Source organism: Streptomyces sp. NPDC018031 (assembly GCF_044327625.1).
GTDB lineage: Bacteria > Actinomycetota > Actinomycetes > Streptomycetales > Streptomycetaceae > Streptomyces.
Map to the genome: position 1 here is coordinate 258,206 of NZ_JBIRFT010000005.1, position 15,700 is coordinate 273,905.

A 15,700-nucleotide genomic window follows, 5' to 3' on the forward strand; every position below is an offset into this window, starting at 1 on the left:
CGAGGTGGGAGCGGCGCAAGTCCCCTTCGCGCGGGCGCTTCTCTCCGGCCCGAATCGCCGAGCTTCGTACCGCCCATCACGACGGGGCGACGATGCGGCCCTGCGGTCGGGCCGGACGATCCTTCGACCGCGACCGCGACCGCGACCGCGACCGCGACCGTGCCGGGCGGGCACGGGGTTTGCCGTGTCCGGCCTGGCCAACCGGTCCAGGTCGAGCGACGGTCACCGGGCAGCGGCACCCGCTGCGCGAGCATGCCTGCCCTCGTCACCGGCTCGACCCGCCGGCAGCCGACCGCGGTCCCGCCGAGGCGTTTCCCCCTGGTCCTCGGCCGTCCCCCGCTGCGCCGCAAGGGCCATGCCGGGGTGAGCCTGCGTGCCGGGTGGTCCAGACGCGCGCGTGATCCCGGTCTACGTCCGCCGGATCTGGAGCTCGTGGATGCTGGGAGCCCGACCGAACACGTCGGACGTCACCGGCCGGTCAGGCGGCGATGCCGGCCGCGCCGGCCGGGGGAGCGTCGCCTTGACCGCGGGGACCGGTGGTGACGGCACAGCGGCCAGGACCGGGTCCCCGGCGCGGCGGCAGTGCTCCTCTCCCGCCCCATGGCTCGGGTCCGGGCAGAGGTGTTCCGGTGCGGCTCCGGTCGCCGACGGGGCTTTCGTGTCGTGTGGCACGCCGGCCACGGCCACCGGCCGCGGCTTCAGGGCGGAGACCGCATCGCCGGAAGCATGCGCGCACACCGGCAGGGCCCACCACAACGCGAGGAGCAGCGCGACACAGCTCAGCAGCGGTGACAGGTCGAGGTGCTGCCCTGCCACGCCGTTCCGGACGATCCCGCGCCGTTCTCTCATCGCGGCTGATCGTAGCCAAGGAAGGTCACGGCGCGGCACGGAAACCCCGGGCCACCCGGCGCGGGGCCGGGACCCGGGGAGTGACCAGGGCGGCGGATCCCACCGAGAGGGCGAACGTCAGCCGCGGTCGCGCGGGCGGTCAGAACGCGCGCCGGTGCGTTCCAGGGAGAAGAACGGCCGCCGCTGCCGCGAGACGCAACGCCTCCAGTGTGTCGATCTGGCCCCGCGCCCGCTCCAGCAGGCCCCGCAGCCGGGACTCGTCCAGACGGGGCTCCTCCTCGGCCACGATGAGCAGGGTGCGCCAGATCAGGGTCTTTCCCTCGACGCCCAGCCGCAGGGTCTCGAGCTCGACAAGCGTGCTCAGCCCGGATCGCCGGTACAGCACACCGTTCGGCTTCAAACGCCCCAGCCTCTCGGCTGCCCAGCCACCGTAGACCTTGTAACGGCGGGGGGCGGCGTCGAGCGCGTCCATGACCGCGAGCAGGGTCTGCCGGTCCTGGGCGATCTCCTCGGAGATGCGCTTCAGGTCGGTGCCGCGAGTCGAGTGGCGGTGCTGGTGGGCGATGCGCCGCGCGAGTCCGACACCGAAGGTGGCACCGGCCAGGTGGTCGTTGAGGTAGATCGCGAGTTTGTCGCGGTGCATGCGGTACTCCCTTCTCGGCCGGCCCCGGTGGGAGCCCTCCCCGGCGGTGCGACCCGTGCACGGGCGGTCCGGGAGCGCCGGCGTCGACGCCGCGCACCACGACAGCTAACCGCGACGGAACGGAGCCGGCGGGGCGAAATGCCGGGAAGGGGTCCGAACGGCTCAGGAGCCCGGCCGCGGCTTCCTCGCCGCCGGCGGACCCCGTCGCACCCCTGTTCCGGTCCCGGGCGCGGCTCGGCCCCGTCGACGAGCCGCAGCGCGGGGCTCGTGCGCACGACTGGCCATCGCCACGGAGATCGCCGAACCGCCACCGGAACACGTCCCGACCGGATGACGCGATGCCTCCGGTACGGAGGCGGCACCGGAAGCGTCAGCGCCCCCTTGCCCCGGTGGACCCGGGCCGAGGGGGCGCTCCTGCCGTCGCGGACCGGCTGGGCTCATGTCCCCATGGTCAGCAGGGCCGCGAGGGCCGGTCCGAAGGCGCCGCCCAGCTGGTAGGCGAGGTTGAAGAGGCCGATGGTGGTGGGGCGGTCGGGGGCGGGAGTGGCCTGGACGGCGTGCACCGCGAGGACTCCGTTGCCGGCCGTCGTGGCGAAGACCGCGAGGGAGGCGGCGAGGAGGAGCAGCGGGGCCCACGGGGTGAGAAGGGTGCCGAGGGGGGCCAGGGCGCCGAGGACGAGGAGGATCGTGATGACCCGGGAGCGGTTCATCCGGGCCGACGCGGCCGCGAGGAGCCAGGAGAGCAGGGAGCCGACGAGCAGGGCGGCCATCTGGCCCGCGCCGATGGCCGGGGTCGACCAGTCGGTGCGGTCGCGCAGCAGCTGGGGGATCGTGAACAGCAGGGTGAAGTACGAGGTCGACAGGGTCATCGCGAGCAGGGCGGACACCGCGAACACCGGGCTGCGGAGCACTGCCAGGGGCGCGAAGCCGTGGGGGACCGCACGTACGTGGAGGCCGAGGAGTACGGCTCCCAGGAGCGCGGCGGGCAGGGCCGCCAGCGGGTAGCGCGGCAGGATCACCAGCGCCGTGGCGGTCAGGACGAGCAGCAGGGCGCCGCGGGCGTCGAAGGGAGTTCGCGTCGTGGGGGCCGTGGTCTCCGCCCCGCGCAGGACCGCGGGGAGGGCCAGCAGCCCGAGCAGGGACACGGAGAGCGAGAGGCGCCAGGAGACGGTCTCGGCGACGAGCGAGCCGAGCAGCGGACCGACCGCGCCCATGACTCCGAAGCCGGCCGTGATGACGCCCATCCGCCGGGCCGAGCCGGCCAGGCTCATCGCCACGGTCACCAGGCCCGCGCCGCCCACGGCCTGGGCTGCGCGGCCGCCCATCACGAGCGGCAGCCACGGGGAGAAGGCCACCAGCGCCGTGCCCGCCACGACGGCCGCGGCGCTGGTGCGCAGGGCGGTGCGCAGGCCACGGCGGCGCAGTACGTTCGCCATCAGCGGGGTGCCGACGGCCATCGCCCAGGCGAAGGCGGTGACGATCCAGGTGACCGTGGAGGTTCGGACGTCCAGCGCGGCCGCCATCTCCGGGAGGATCAGCACCGGGCTGTTGGCGCTCAGGGCGATCGGCGTGGCCAGCAGTGCGAGCCACAGGACCGGAGGCGGAGACGCTGCCGCGGCAGCGGTCGTGGTCGGCGCCTTCGTGCGGGTGAGCAAGGACATGGCGGTCTCCATCGGCGAAAGGAGCAGGGGGCAGGGCAGGGCAGGGGAGGGTTCAGACGGTGGTGACGACGTCCTCGTAGGCGAGGCGCGGGGAGCGCGGGTACCACGCGTTCTCGCCGGGCCTGCCGATGTTGACGACCATCAGCGGGGTGTGGTCGTCGTCCAGGAACTCCTGTCGGAGGCCGGCGTGGTCGAAACCGGTCATCGGGCCTGCGGCCAGGCCCGCCGCGCGCACGCCGAGGAGGAAGTACGCGGCCTGGAGCGCGCCGCTGAGCAGCGCGGTCTTCTCGCGCACCTGCCGCTCGGCGAAGACCGTCTCCCGCGCCTGCGGGAAGTGCGGGAGCAGTGCGGGGAGTTCCTCGTGGAACTCGTTGTCGGTGGCGAGGATCGCGACGAGCGGTGCTGCCTCCGTCTTGGCCCTGTTTCCTTCGTCCATCAGTGCCGCAAGCCGCCGCCGGGCCCCGGGGGACCGTACGAGGGTCACCCGCAGGGGGTTGGTGTTGTAGGCGGTGGGGGCGTACTTGACGAGGTCGTGCACGGCGCGCACCTGCTCCTCGGTCACCGGCTCGTCGGTGAAGGTGCCGGCGGTGCGGGCCTCCCGGAAGAGGAGGTCCTGGGCGATGGGGTCGAGTACGAGGCTCATGGCGTGCCGCTCCGGTCATTCAGCATTAACAATCTCAACGTTGAGATAGAAGCATGACTGTCATCTCAGCGTCAAGTGTCTTAACATTGAGACTGTGTCTGGTGAGATGAACAGGGAGGAGTCGTGATGAGCGATGCCGTGGACGCGATCGTCGGGCAGTGGGAGAAGGAACGCCCCGACCTGGTCCCTCATCTGTGGCCGGTCCACGCGCTGGCCCGGATCCAGCGACTCGCGCGCGTGGTCGAGAAGAGCTGCAAGGCCACGGCGGCCCGGCACGGCTTGGACTACGGCGAGTTCGACGTGCTCACCACGCTCAAGCGCTCCGGCCCGCCGTACCAACTGACCGCCGGCGCCTTCCTCAAGGCCGCCATGGTGACGTCCGGCGCCATCACCAACCGCATCGACAAGATGGAGGCGAAAGGCCTGGTCGAGCGGGTCAGGGAGGGCGGTGACCGCCGGGTCGTGTACATCCGCCTCACCGAGCGCGGGGCCACCGTCATCGACTCCGCCATGGCCGACCACCTGCGCAACTACGAGCGGCTGCTGGCCGACGTCGACCGCGATACCGTCACCCGGGCCGCGGACGCGCTGCGCGACATCAGCGAGGCCCTCGGAGACACGTCGATCGCCTGACTCCACGACTCTCGAGCTCCGCGCGAACGGGCGCTATGCCGAGGTCGCCGTCGCCCATGCCGCGATGACGGCGGGCCTCCCGGCCGGCGCGGACCTCGCGCGGATGGCCGCCGTCCTGGTCAACGGCGTCACGGCGTGGCTCGCGCCGCACGATCCGGCTCGGCCCAGGGTGACCCGGCAAGGAGTGCGGCGTGCCCGCGAGCTCCCCCCTGCGGGCGCCGGGGTAACGGCGACGCCCGCGGCCACGCCACCGAAGCGGCAGCGATGCCCCGCCGTCCGCGGCCGGGTGGGCTGTCGTGCTCAGGTCGTCGCGGGAGCGTCCGGGTGCCCGATCGGTGGGCTCGCCGGAGCGGGTCGCCCCCGTGTGCTCCACCGTCGCCGCGAGGGCAGGGCCGCACACCTCCTCGCCTTCGCCGGTACGGCCCGCTGCCCTCGTCGGCCACCGCCGTCCTGCGTCGACCCACCTCGCCGCTTCTTTCTATCCGCGGCAATCACGGCCTGGAGCAGGCCGGGGAATCGTCGGTCCAAGTCCTCCTCGCGGAGGCGCATGTACAGACCGTTTCCGGTGTCGCGACCGAAGGTGAGCCAGAACCATCTCTCGTCGACGTTCCCGAGTCGTTCGATCACCCACTGCCTCCGCACCCGATCGACGAACGCCGTTCCGTAGGAGATGGACGACGCCAGCGGCTGGGAGGGCGGACCGTGAGAGCGCAAGGGGTCTCACGGTCCGCCCCTGCGGACGGCGTCCGCGCCATCGCGCCGCAGAGCCGTGTACCGGACGTCCTGGGTTCAGCCGGTTCAGCGGGCGACGGTCACCTGGTCGACCGTCCAGAAGGCGCTGTTGGTGCCGGTGTAGCGGAAGCGCAGCCGGGCCGAGGTGACGCCGGCCGGTACGTCGACGGTGAGCCGCTCGACGGTGTTGACGTCCGAGCGGTAGGACTTCAGCAGTCGCGGCGCGCCACCGTCGTAGGAGATGTACACATCGCCGGTCTGCGGGCCGTCCACCTTGTAGTGGGAGGCGTACGAGACGGTGGCCCGCGTGCCGCCCGTCACCGGGTAGGCCGGGCTGATCAGTGTGGAGTCGAACTGCCCGGCGCCGTGCGCCTTGTCGTCCCACTCGTCGGAGTCCGCGACGGCGAAGACGTCCCGGGCCCGCACGTTGGTCTCCCGGCCCTGGCCCAGCTGGGTGTTGGTCCAGAACCGGTCGGTCGCGAAGGACCAGCCGCGCCACTCGGTCACCCCGCCGGCGGGCATGGCCGAGTTGTCCACGCTCCAGCCCGCCGGAGCGGTGTCGGTCCAGCCCTTGACGGTCGAGGGCAGGCCGGTCTCGTCGACCCGGGTGCGCAGTGACGGGCGCAGTGCGTCGAAGGCGTCCGGCTTCAGGGCGGAGATCGGCTTGCCGTCCAGTTGCCAGGCCGGGTAGGCGGTGACTCCGGCGTGTGCCAGCACGGTGGGGGCGATGTCGGCGATCTTGACGTCGTGGCGGACCGAACCGGGTGTGATGCCGGCGCCCTTGGCGATCACGAAGGTCTCCCGCTCGCCGGGACTGCTGCCGCCGTGGCCACCGCCGTCGGTGTGGCCGTGGTCGGCGGCGATGATGATCAGCCAGTCCTCGTCCGGATAGGTCGGGCGGGAGGTGACGGCGGTCAGCAGCCGGCTCACCTGGCTGTCGGCGGTCTCCAGGGCTTCCCGGTAGCGGGGGCTTGCGGCGCCGTGGTCGTGGCCCGCTCCGTCGACCTCGTCCAGGTGGACGAAGGTGGCGTCCGCGTCGGTGCCGGCCAGCTTGGCCGCCGCCCGAGCCGTGGTGTCGGCGTCGTCGGCGCCGGCGATGCGGGTGTCCGCGGCCGGGCCGAAGACCTGGGAGGTGATGGGGCCCCAGGTGCCGACGACCAGGGTGTTCAGGGCGGGGTTCGCGGCCTCCAGGCGGGTGCCGTAGTCCGGGTACCGGGCGAAGTCGCTGCCGTTGAAGGAGTTGTCCACCACCTTGTGCTTGTCGGGCCAGACGCCGGTGACGATCGTGGACCATCCCGGCCCGGAGGAGGTGGGCGCCATCGGCGGGGCGTACAGGTTGCCGGGGGCGGTCAGGCCGTCGGCCCTGAGCCCGTCGATGGTGGGCATCCTCGCCGCGTCGAACTTGCCGAACGTGGCGCCGTCGATGCCGATCACGAGCGACTTGGCGCGCTTGGCCCCCGCCGCGGCGCGGGGCGCTTCCGTCCTTTCCGCCGCGCCTGCCTGGACGGCGGCCGCCAGGGGCAGCGCGGTGACCGCCACGGCGGCCGCCAGGGCGGTGCGAAGACAACGGGACATGGGCACGGAATCTCCCTGGAGCTCTGACGGATGAGAGGTAGGGGTGACGGCGGGTCGTGCGCCGCCGGCCACAAGCGTCCGAGAGGCCGGCCTCGATCAGGTTCACGGGCACCTCCCCGCGAGTGAACAGGGCGCGACTTCTGGACCAGACCCGTTATCAGTTCGTGATGCTACTCGGGGCGTGCCGCGCGGGGTCGGTGATCCGTGACTCCGGCCGAGCGTGACGTCGCCGGGTCGGGGCGTCGCGCCCGTGCGCGGGGACTCAGATGGTGCGGCGCAGCGCGGTCTCCACGGCGTCGATCAGCGGATCGCCTTCGGTCCGCGGGTGACGTGCGAGACCGAGCTCGACGTCCGGCAGGGTGGGCAGGGCGTCCGCGCCGTGGCAGGCCATGGCCGGTTCGAGGTTCGCCGGCATGAGCGCCGCGACGCCGAGCCCGGCCCGGATCGCGGCGAGCACACCGACCAGGCTGTTGCTTTCGAACGCCATGTGCCAGCGCCGATCGGCGCGTTCCAGTGCTTCCAGCACCGCCGTGCGCCAGGAGCAGACGTTCGAGAACAGCACCACCGGCAGCGGGTCGGCGTTCACGTCCACGCCCTGGCCGACCGCCCAGACCAGCGGGCGGCGTACCGTCCAGCGCGTCGGCCCGGGAAGGTCCGGCACCTCGTCGAGCACGAGCTGGACGCGGCCCGCGTCGTAGGCCTCCCGCATCCCGGCCTTGGAGAGGCTGAGCACCTCCAGCGTCGCGCCGGGGTGCAGCCGGGCGAGGTCCGCGAGGGTCTGCGGGAGCTGGGACGCGGCGAGGTCCTCGAGCAGCCCGACGCCGCAGTGGCCGGTCAGGGCGCGCCCGGTCTCGGTGAGTGCCTGTGCGCAGAGCGAGAGGATGCGTTCGGCGTACGGCAGGAGCTCCTCACCCGCCCGGGTCGGTGAGACGCCGGACGGTGACCGGTGGAGCAGCGGATGGCCGACCGTGCTCTCGAGCTTGCGCACCTGCTGGCTGAGGGCGGGCTGAGTGAGTCCGAGCGCCGTCGCGGCGCGGCTGATGCTGCCCGCCCGCACGGCGGTGACGAAGGACCGCAGCAGGACGGTCTCAAGATCCCTGGCCATAACTATTCATTATGCCCGCTCCAATGAAACAACGACTTCCTATGGCGTGGCGGATTATCTAGCGTCACGCGGGTGACCGGATACCGCCAGGTACTCGCCGTGCCGGGGATGGCGCCCCTGCTCGGTGTATCGCTGCTCGCCCGTACCGCGATCACGGCCGACGTGATGGCGCTGACCATGTACGTCCTGCTGGGCCTGGACATGGGCTACGCGGCGGCGGGCGGGGTCGCGGCGGCCCTGACCGCCGGACTGGCGCTGGGCGGGCCGCTGCTCGGCCGCATGATCGACCGGCGGGGCCTGCGGACCGTGCTGCTGTCGACGGTCGCGGCGCAGGTCGTGTTCTGGCTGAGCGTGCCGGTCCTGCCGTACGGGATCCTGCTGGGCGCCGCCTTCGCGGCGGGTCTGTTCATGGTGCCGGCCCAGCCGGTGACCAGGCAGGCGATCGCCGCGATGACGACGGCGGAGCAGCGCCGGGCCGCGTTCGCGCTGGAGTCGGTGCAGGGCGAGCTGTCGTACATGGTGGGCCCGGCGGTGGTGATCCTGTGTGCGGCGCAGACGTCCCCCGGCGTGATGGCGTGGGCGGTCGGCGCCGCCATCGTGGCCGGCGGAGTCGGGATGGTCCTGCTCGACCCGCCGCTGCGGGCCGCGGGCGAAGTGGACGGGGCCGCGGCCGGGCGGCCCCCGCGCCGGGAGTGGCTGGGCGCGGGGATGATCGCCGTGCTGGCGATGGGGTTCGGCACCACGACGCTGCTCAGCGGCGTCGACCTCGCCATCGTCGCCACCCTCGACGACGCGGGCCAGGTGTCCTGGGCCGCCGTGGTCATCGCCGTGTTCGGTGCGGCTTCCGTCGTCGGTGGGCTGGTCTACGGTGCGCTGCCCCGGCCGCTGCCCACGTGGCTGCTGCTCGGCCTGCTGGGGCTGGCGACGATCCCCGCCGGGCTCGCGCACGACTGGCCCTGGTTGTGCGTGGCCGTGGTCGGCCCCGGCCTTCTCACCGCGCCGGCTCTCTCCGCGGTGGCCGACGCGGTGAGCCGGCTGGCGCCGGCCGGCGTGCGGGGCGAAGTGACGGGCCTGCAATCGTCCGCGCAGAGCGCGGGTTTCGCGCTCGGGTCCCCGCTCGCCGGGGTGGCGACCGACGTCACCGGGCCGGCCGGCGGCTTCGCGGCGGCCGGGCTGGCCGGCCTCGCCGCCGCGCTGGCCGGGTGCCTGCTGTCCCGCCGCTCGCTCACCCGAACGCGGCCTCCGCTCAGCGGTGCCGGCCCCGCCGGGGCGCCGGACCGTGAACCGGGTGCGGCCCGCACCCGGCCCGGCGTGTGAAGCGGGAGCCCATGCGCATGCTTGCGGTCATGCCGCTTCGGTGACGCGCGACCCGTCGAGACATGCCGGCCGGGATCGCTCCGATGTTCGGCGGGATCGCGCTCGCGGCTCGGGTGCGCACCACGTCAGGCCTCGGCCCTGCGTGGGCCCCGTCCGGAAGGGGACTGGGCGTATCGGTCGCGGCCGGGTGTGGGGGGTCAGTGGTCTCCGTTGAGGGTCCGGGCGAGCACGGAGCGGTGGGTGGGCCGGGCCTCGGTGTGGCGGCGGCGGCCCTCGTCGGTGAGGACGACGAAGATGCCGCGGCGGTCGAGGTCGCACATGACGCGCTCCACCAGGCCGTCCCGTTCCAGCCTGGCGACCAGTCGGGACGCGGCGCTCTGGCTCAGATGGACGACGTTGCCGAGGTCCTGGCCCCGGCACTTGCCGTGTTCGGAGGAGGCGAGGGATTCCAGCGCCTCGAATTCGCTGACGCTCATGCCGTGCTGGGTCTGTAGCTCGCACTCGAGGGCGTTGTGCACGGCGGCGTGCCGGGCGAGGAGGCTGCGCCACTCCTCGACCAACTGTTGCTCCGAGCTACCGGTCATGGGCCCCAGGGTAGCATGCGCCCGCATTTGATGCAGGAGAATTAAATGCAGTTGCATTCGATGCGCGTGCATGTAAGTGTGACGCCATGAGTCCTTCCGCACCCGTCATCACCTCCGCCTCCGGGTGGACCGCAAAGTCGTGGGGCATCCTGCTCACCGCATCCCTCGTCGTCGGGCTCGACGCGCTTGACGTGTCGATGGTCGGCATCGCGCTTCCCTCCATCCAGGACGAACTGGGCCTGTCCACCAGCGCGTTGCAGTGGATCGTCAGCGGCTATGTCCTGAGCTACGGCGGGTTGCTGCTGCTGGGCGGCCGCGCCGCCGACCTGCTGGGGCGCCGCCGCGTCTTCCTGACGGCGGTGGCCGTCTTCGCCCTCGCCTCGATGGTCGGCGGCATGGTCGACTCCGGCGCCCTGCTGATCGCCACCCGCATCCTCAAGGGCGTGGCGGCGGCCTTCACCGCACCCGCCGCGCTGTCCATCATCACCACCACGTTCGCCGAGGGACCGGCGCGCAACAAGGCGCTGGGGATCTTCTCCGTCTTCGGGGCCAGCGGCTACTCGGCCGGGCTGGTGCTCTCCGGCGTACTGACCGAGGTCGGCTGGCGGTGGACGTTCTTCCTGCCGGTGCCGATCGCGTTCGTGGCGTGGGTCGCGGCCAGCCGCCTGCTGCCCAAGGACGGCCCCCGGCCCGCCGGCGGCTACGACCTGCCGGGTGCGATCACCTCGGTCGCCGGCATGCTGCTCCTCGTCTACACCGTCGTCGAGGCGCCGGAGGCCGGCTGGGCCGCACCGAGCACACTGATCCAGTTCGCCCTGGCCGCGGCCCTGCTGATCGCCTTCGTCGCGATCGAACGCCGCAGCAAGCACCCGCTCGTCCGCCTCGGCATCCTGCGCTCGGGTGCGCTGGCACGAGCCAACCTGGGTATCTCGGTGTTCTTCGGGGGCTACATCGGCTTCCAGTTCGTCGTCATGCTCTACCTGCAGTCGGTGCTGGAGTGGTCGGCGCTCCAGACCGCACTCGGCTTCCTGCCGGCCGCGGTGATCGTCGCCTTCGGCTCGCCGCGCATGGACCGGCTGGTCGCACGGGTCGGCACCGCGCGCACCATCGCCGGCGGGGTGATCGCCCACCTCCTCGCCTATGTGCTCTTCCTGGTCGTCGACCGGGACGCCCCCTACGTGGCTGGTGTCCTGCCCAGCATGGTCCTGCTCGGTATCGGGTTCACCCTGGCGTTCGCGTCCTTCAACATCCAGGCGACCGCCGGGATCCCGGACCACGAGCAGGGGCTGGCCGGCGGTCTGCTGAACACCTCCACGCAGGTCGGCGGCGCGGTCGGGCTCGCGATCGTCACCGCCGTGCTCACCGCCGGCGGCGAGGGCAAGACCGGCTCGGACGCACTGCTCGCCGGCTTCACCCCGGCGCTGATCGCGGTGACCGTGCTGTCCGCTCTCGGTCTGCTCATCGCGCTCTCCGGTGTGCTGGGGCGGCGCGCGGCGACCGAACCGGCGGAAGAACCGGCCTTCGTCCTCGTCGACTGACCCCTCCGCCGCCGCTCACACCGGTCGTGTGAGACCGGCGGGCAGGCGCCGCGGCCGGTGGAGGTGAGGCGTTCCGGCGGTCGCGGCGTGTATCACCGCCCACCCGGCCGGAGGCCGCGGGTGCGGCTGCGCTCGCCCCGGCGGTGCGAAATGGCCCCCTGATCGGGAGAAATCCCGGTCGGGGGGCCTTTCGTGGTCGGCGCGCGGGCGCGCTGCCGGTGTGCGGGCCCCTCGGGGCGTGGAACGGGGCCGGCGTCACCGTCTGCGTCGCCCGCCCGGTTCCCGCAGGAGTGCTTCGGTGACCAGCCGCACCCCGCAGGCCAGCCGGGTCAGTTGCTCCAGTTCCGCGGCGTACAGCTTGATGGTGTTCTCGATGACCCCCTCGGAGATGCCGAGGGCGGGCAGCTCCGCCCGGCTGGTGCGCAGGGCGACCCGGACCGCCCGGATCTCGTGCTGGAGGTGGATCTGGGCGTGCCGGGCGAGCAGGATGTGGTGGCGGGTGAGGGTCGCGTAGCCCGCGTAGCGGGCGGGGAGGAGATCCCGGAGCCACCGGGCCGCCCCGCGCTCCCAGTCCCGGCTCCCGGGGGCCGCGACCTGGCTGGGCCAGTCCGCGCTGATGGGTGGGAAAGTCTGGGACATCGTCGTCGCTTCCGGGGCGGAGGGTCGTGATGGCGGGGCGGTTGCCGGTGGGCCCGGCCCAGGGGTCGGCCGGGCCCACCGAGGGCATCCGAGGGGAGCGGACCGCCCGAACGGAACATCGCCGGGCCGACGAGGAGGCTGCCGGCCGTTGGTGTTCGTCCACGTGGCGCCGGGGCTCGCCGTCGCGAGCTCTTGTCTGACCCAAGCCCTTTCCGGCCCGTGCGCCACAGGCAGTAAATATACATACTGCTAAGTAGGCAAGGGTATGAAAAATTTCATGCATGCAGGTATGTGAGGGTGGCCCCCGTCCGCGGTCCGGGCCATGCTCGGCGGGGGCCCCCGGCCAGGCTCAGTCCTCCAGGAAGAAGGCGTGCTGCTCGGCGGCCTGCTCGTACTTCTCCAGCCGGAGCTGGGTGCGCTCGGGGTCGGCGTCGGCCATCGCCTGGAGGATGGCCGCGGACAGCACCCCCGGTGCCGCGTACGAGTCGAAGACGAGGCGTGATCCGGTGGGCGCGGTGAACGCCGCGTCGGCCTCCTCCACGAGCGGCCCGAGCGCCTGGTCGGTGATCAGTGCGACCCGCAGGCCGGTACTGCGCGCGGCCCGCATCGCCCCCAGGGTCTCGTTGGCGTGCCTCGGCATCGCGAACGCCAGCACCCAGGTCCCGCCGGCCTCGCGCGACTGGAGCAGCGCGTCGTAGGCGACGCTGCCCCCGCGGGAGACCAGGCGCACGTCCGGATGGATGCGCTTCGCCGCGTACGCGAAGTACTCGGCGAGCGAGACGGAGATCCGCAGGCCCAGGACGGTCAGCGGGACCGACCGGGCGAGCTCCCGGCCGATGTCGAGCACCTGCTCGGTGTCGGCGAACACCCGGCGAAGGCTCTCCAGGTTGGCGATCTCGGCGTCGACGGCCGCCTGTAGCTCGTTGCGCCGGATCTCCTCCCCGGTGGCCGGGGCGCCGGCGACCGCGCTCAGCGCGATCGGCTGCAGCGCCTCCCGGAGCGCGGGGTATCCGGCGAAGCCCAGGGAGGTCGCGAAGCGGGTCACCGACGGCTGGCTGACGCCCACCCGGTCCGCGAGATCCGTGATCGACAGGAACGCGGCCTCGGTGAGGTGATCGGTGATGTACTGCGCGATACGCCGCTGCGCCGGGGACAGCCGGTGACCGCCGAACAGCGCGCGAACCTTGTCCGCGGGGGCCGGTTCGGCCTCCGGAGACCGTCTTCCCGGCGTGATCGCAGACGCCTGCGCGCGAGCCTGCTGCCCTGATGGCACCGGTGCGCCTCCTTCTCGTCCCGCTCCCGCTCAACATAGCTCACCCCGTGTGGCCGCCCGGGTGGATATCCGGGGCCGCCGGCGCCGCCGCCCGGCGGGCGCGTCCGGTGACGGTGGCCGCGGCGGGCCCGTCTCCCCGTCCGCCGCCGGAGGGAGGAGGGAACGGCAGCGCAGGGGCGGTGGTCCCGCCGGTGTGCCGCGGCCGGGGGCGCGGTGACGGGCCGGCGTCCGCGGGGTGGTCGACGGGTCCGCCCCGGAGGGGAGACCGCGCCGGTGGTGTGCGCCCCCCACGGGGCTGGTGCCCCGGCATGCGCCCGTGCCGGTGGCGGCCGACCCTGGAGGCAGGGGCCCGCCGGGCGGGCGCCCAGTCCGCCCGGGCTCCGGCCCACGGTGCGGCACCGACCAGGAAACCGACCAGCAAACCGACCAGCAAACCGACCAGGAAACCGACCAGCAAACCGACCAGCAAACCGACCAGGAAACCGACCAGGAAACCGACCAGCGAACCGACCAGGAAGGGGAGCGCCCGATGAAGACACCCCCGATCGTCCCGGCGCGGGAGTGGGAGCAGGCGCGCAGTGAACTCCTGCGGCAGGAGAAGGAGTTGACCCGGGCCCGGGACGCGCTGGCCGCCCGCCGGCGGCGCATGCCGTGGCTGGCGGTGGACAAGGCGTACGCGTTCGACGGCCCCGGAGGCAGGGCGAGTCTGCCGGACCTGTTCGAAGGCCGTCGGCAGCTGATCGTCTACCGGGCCTTCTTCGAGCCCGGTGTCACCGGCTGGCCGGACCACGCCTGCGTGGGCTGTTCCATGGTGGCCGACCACGTCGGTCACCTCGCCCACCTGAACGCCCGTGGCACCACCCTCGCCTTCGCCTCGCGCGCGCCGCAGCGGGACATCGAGCGCGTGAAGACGCGGATGGGCTGGACGATGCCCTGGTACACGATCACCGACGACTTCGACGCCGACTTCGGGGTGGACGAGTGGCACGGCACGAACGCGTTCATCCGCGACGGCGACCGGGTGTTCCGCACCTACTTCGTCAACGCCCGTGGTGACGAAGCACTGGGGAGCACCTGGAGCTACCTCGACATGAGCGCTCTGGGACGTCAGGAGGAGTGGGAGGACTCGCCCGAGGGCTATCCGCAGACCCCGCCCTACGAGTGGTGGAACTGGCACGACGCGTACGGCGGCTCCGCGCCCGAGCCGCGGTGAGGGGGCCGGGGCCGCGGGCCCGGCGCGGGCGGGCCCGCGGCCCCGGCCGGTGATACGCCGGGGACGCTCACCGCCGGCTGACGTGCACCGGCGCCAGGCTGACCGGGAGTTCGTCACTGACGTCGATGGTGAACCGGTAGGCGACCCGCGGCCGTCCGCCGTCCGCCGGGTCGCGGAAGGTGACGACGACGTCGTGGCAGTCCGAGCCGGGTCGGCAGGCCGGGCTGCCGGCGACGCTGATGCCCTCCAGCGCGTAGAGGTGGTCCCGCGCCCCGGGGACGTGCCGCGCGGACAGCAGTCCGTCACCGAGCAGGGTGCCGAGGAGGAACGCGTCGGTCCCGACGTGGTTGGCCGCCCGGTCGGCGGCGCTCCGCCCGAGGTTGCGGAACTGCTGGTAGACCTTGTCCAGGAGGGCGCGCAGCTGCTCCTCCAACCGGCCGGGGGAGCCGGCCCCGCTCCACGCCGGGTCGTGGCCGGCCGCCTGCCCGCTGATCGCCGCGGTGGCCCTGTCGATCAGCGCGCGCTCGTACCAGGCGTGCAGCCCGTGGGCGCTGACCTCGACCACGGGGACGACCTGTCCCGAGCGCAGGCGCGTCGACCTTCCCGTCAGCCGTCCGGGGACCGTCACCCGGGAGACGAACCCCGGATCGTCCGCCGGCAGGCCCTGGCCCGCGATCGCGTCCCGGAAGATCCGGTAGACCCTGGACACCGGTGGATACCGGAGGGTCTCCAGCAGCCTCGCGAGTTCGCCCGGGTCCTCGGCGGCCCGCCGCGGGGCGTCCCGCTCCGCCGGCCCGCTCGGCCCGGGGCCGGGCGGGCCGCTGCGGTCCAGGCCGACCGGGGTCTCCGCCTCCAGCGCGTAGACCGGCGTGTGGTCCCCGTCGAGTGTCCAGGTCAGCTTGTCGGACGCCCACGGGTTGCCCATGAGGTAGCGGCGCAACTGCCCGGGGTGGTCCGGATCCGGCGGGGGACCGGTCTGACCGCCGTCCGCGGTCCCCGGCTCCGGCACGGGCTCCATCCGTCGGCGGAAAGCGTCCCTGCGCGCTTCGGTCGGGAAGCCGAAACCCAGCGTGCCGATCGCGTAGACGAGGGGGCGCGGGTCGTCGGCCGGCGGGGGAATCTCCGTGTGTTGGCCCTCCATGGCGCGGGATCCTCCGTCCGGATCGAGGTGGGGCCGGCCCGTCCCGTCTCCCATCGTCGCGCCGTCCGGGCTTGATCGCCTCCGGGCCGGCGGTCGCGGACCCGGCGGTGAGCGGACCGGCGGGTCCGGCCCCGCCGGTCCCGCCCGCGGGACG

14 protein-coding genes are annotated in these 15,700 nt (G+C 73.2%); 5 read left to right on the top strand and 9 right to left on the bottom strand.

Annotated elements, in window-relative coordinates:
- Positions 1-988: 988 nt before the first annotated feature.
- The 3 genes from ACH4B3_RS15715 to ACH4B3_RS15725 form a co-directional block, all read right to left on the bottom strand.
- Positions 989-1,492 carry a hypothetical protein gene (locus ACH4B3_RS15715; protein WP_398463383.1) on the bottom strand — a complete coding sequence of 168 codons (504 nt, stop codon included), beginning with the start codon at positions 1,490-1,492 and terminating at the stop codon, positions 989-991.
- Positions 1,493-1,929: 437 nt separating this feature from the next.
- Positions 1,930-3,153 carry an MFS transporter gene (locus tag ACH4B3_RS15720; RefSeq protein WP_398463384.1) on the bottom strand — a complete coding sequence of 408 codons (1,224 nt, stop codon included), beginning with the start codon at positions 3,151-3,153 and terminating at the stop codon, positions 1,930-1,932.
- Between the two features lie 52 nt (positions 3,154-3,205).
- On the bottom strand, positions 3,206-3,796 hold the full coding sequence (locus tag ACH4B3_RS15725; protein WP_398463385.1) for a malonic semialdehyde reductase: 591 nt from the start codon (positions 3,794-3,796) through the stop codon (positions 3,206-3,208).
- A gap of 126 nt (positions 3,797-3,922) precedes the next feature.
- Between ACH4B3_RS15725 and ACH4B3_RS15730 the strand changes: the two genes are divergently transcribed.
- On the top strand, positions 3,923-4,429 hold the full coding sequence (locus ACH4B3_RS15730; protein WP_398463386.1) for a MarR family winged helix-turn-helix transcriptional regulator: 507 nt from the start codon (positions 3,923-3,925) through the stop codon (positions 4,427-4,429).
- A 798-nt stretch (positions 4,430-5,227) separates the two neighbouring features.
- Here ACH4B3_RS15730 and ACH4B3_RS15735 read toward each other — a convergent pair.
- On the bottom strand, positions 5,228-6,736 hold the full coding sequence (locus tag ACH4B3_RS15735; RefSeq protein ID WP_398463387.1) for an alkaline phosphatase family protein: 1,509 nt from the start codon (positions 6,734-6,736) through the stop codon (positions 5,228-5,230).
- 262 nt (positions 6,737-6,998) lie between these two features.
- The gene (locus ACH4B3_RS15740; protein ID WP_398463388.1) at positions 6,999-7,841 is read right to left on the bottom strand and encodes a LysR family transcriptional regulator; all 843 of its coding nucleotides are present in this window, start codon (positions 7,839-7,841) and stop codon (positions 6,999-7,001) included.
- Positions 7,842-7,913: 72 nt separating this feature from the next.
- Here ACH4B3_RS15740 and ACH4B3_RS15745 point away from each other — a divergent pair, with 72 nt between their 5' ends.
- The gene (locus ACH4B3_RS15745) at positions 7,914-9,158 is read left to right on the top strand and encodes an MFS transporter (protein ID WP_398463389.1); all 1,245 of its coding nucleotides are present in this window, start codon (positions 7,914-7,916) and stop codon (positions 9,156-9,158) included.
- A gap of 197 nt (positions 9,159-9,355) precedes the next feature.
- Here the strand turns inward: ACH4B3_RS15745 and ACH4B3_RS15750 are convergent, their stop codons facing one another.
- Positions 9,356-9,742: a MarR family winged helix-turn-helix transcriptional regulator gene (locus ACH4B3_RS15750; RefSeq protein ID WP_398463390.1), complete on the bottom strand. Its 387-nt coding sequence runs from the start codon at positions 9,740-9,742 to the stop codon at positions 9,356-9,358.
- 86 nt (positions 9,743-9,828) lie between these two features.
- Between ACH4B3_RS15750 and ACH4B3_RS15755 the strand changes: the two genes are divergently transcribed.
- The gene (locus tag ACH4B3_RS15755) at positions 9,829-11,280 is read left to right on the top strand and encodes an MFS transporter (RefSeq protein ID WP_398463391.1); all 1,452 of its coding nucleotides are present in this window, start codon (positions 9,829-9,831) and stop codon (positions 11,278-11,280) included.
- 255 nt (positions 11,281-11,535) lie between these two features.
- Here the strand turns inward: ACH4B3_RS15755 and ACH4B3_RS15760 are convergent, their stop codons facing one another.
- Both ACH4B3_RS15760 and ACH4B3_RS15765 read right to left on the bottom strand, forming a co-directional pair.
- A complete protein-coding gene (locus ACH4B3_RS15760; RefSeq protein WP_398463392.1) occupies positions 11,536-11,919 on the bottom strand; it encodes a hypothetical protein in 384 nt (127 codons plus the stop codon).
- 349 nt (positions 11,920-12,268) lie between these two features.
- Positions 12,269-13,192, bottom strand: a complete 924-nt coding sequence (locus ACH4B3_RS15765; protein ID WP_398463393.1) for a MurR/RpiR family transcriptional regulator — start codon at positions 13,190-13,192, stop codon at positions 12,269-12,271.
- 308 nt (positions 13,193-13,500) lie between these two features.
- On the opposite strand from ACH4B3_RS15765, the gene ACH4B3_RS15770 reads away from it, so the two are divergent.
- Together ACH4B3_RS15770 and ACH4B3_RS15775 are read left to right on the top strand one after the other, a co-directional pair.
- Complete coding sequence (locus ACH4B3_RS15770) at positions 13,501-13,725, top strand: PT domain-containing protein (protein WP_398463394.1); 225 nt, start codon at positions 13,501-13,503, stop codon at positions 13,723-13,725.
- Positions 13,722-14,405, top strand: a complete 684-nt coding sequence (locus ACH4B3_RS15775; RefSeq protein WP_398463395.1) for a DUF899 domain-containing protein — start codon at positions 13,722-13,724, stop codon at positions 14,403-14,405. The genes ACH4B3_RS15770 and ACH4B3_RS15775 overlap by 4 nt, the downstream gene beginning before the upstream one ends.
- A gap of 67 nt (positions 14,406-14,472) precedes the next feature.
- On the opposite strand, the gene ACH4B3_RS15780 is transcribed toward ACH4B3_RS15775, so the two are convergent.
- Complete coding sequence (locus ACH4B3_RS15780; protein WP_398463396.1) at positions 14,473-15,546, bottom strand: hypothetical protein; 1,074 nt, start codon at positions 15,544-15,546, stop codon at positions 14,473-14,475.
- Positions 15,547-15,700 lie beyond the last annotated feature (154 nt).

Bases quoted from the DNA above. Each gene is read 5' to 3' on its own strand.
- ACH4B3_RS15715 (WP_398463383.1), bottom strand. From the start codon at position 1,492: ATGCACCGCGACAAACTCGCGATCTACCTCAACGACCACCTGGCCGGT.
- ACH4B3_RS15720 (WP_398463384.1), bottom strand. From the start codon at position 3,153: ATGTCCTTGCTCACCCGCACGAAGGCGCCGACCACGACCGCTGCCGCG.
- ACH4B3_RS15725 (WP_398463385.1), bottom strand. From the start codon at position 3,796: ATGAGCCTCGTACTCGACCCCATCGCCCAGGACCTCCTCTTCCGGGAG.
- ACH4B3_RS15730 (WP_398463386.1), top strand. From the start codon at position 3,923: ATGAGCGATGCCGTGGACGCGATCGTCGGGCAGTGGGAGAAGGAACGC.
- ACH4B3_RS15735 (WP_398463387.1), bottom strand. From the start codon at position 6,736: ATGTCCCGTTGTCTTCGCACCGCCCTGGCGGCCGCCGTGGCGGTCACC.
- ACH4B3_RS15740 (WP_398463388.1), bottom strand. From the start codon at position 7,841: ATGGCCAGGGATCTTGAGACCGTCCTGCTGCGGTCCTTCGTCACCGCC.
- ACH4B3_RS15750 (WP_398463390.1), bottom strand. From the start codon at position 9,742: ATGACCGGTAGCTCGGAGCAACAGTTGGTCGAGGAGTGGCGCAGCCTC.
- ACH4B3_RS15755 (WP_398463391.1), top strand. From the start codon at position 9,829: ATGAGTCCTTCCGCACCCGTCATCACCTCCGCCTCCGGGTGGACCGCA.
- ACH4B3_RS15760 (WP_398463392.1), bottom strand. From the start codon at position 11,919: ATGTCCCAGACTTTCCCACCCATCAGCGCGGACTGGCCCAGCCAGGTC.
- ACH4B3_RS15770 (WP_398463394.1), top strand. From the start codon at position 13,501: ATGCGCCCGTGCCGGTGGCGGCCGACCCTGGAGGCAGGGGCCCGCCGG.
- ACH4B3_RS15775 (WP_398463395.1), top strand. From the start codon at position 13,722: ATGAAGACACCCCCGATCGTCCCGGCGCGGGAGTGGGAGCAGGCGCGC.
- ACH4B3_RS15780 (WP_398463396.1), bottom strand. From the start codon at position 15,546: ATGGAGGGCCAACACACGGAGATTCCCCCGCCGGCCGACGACCCGCGC.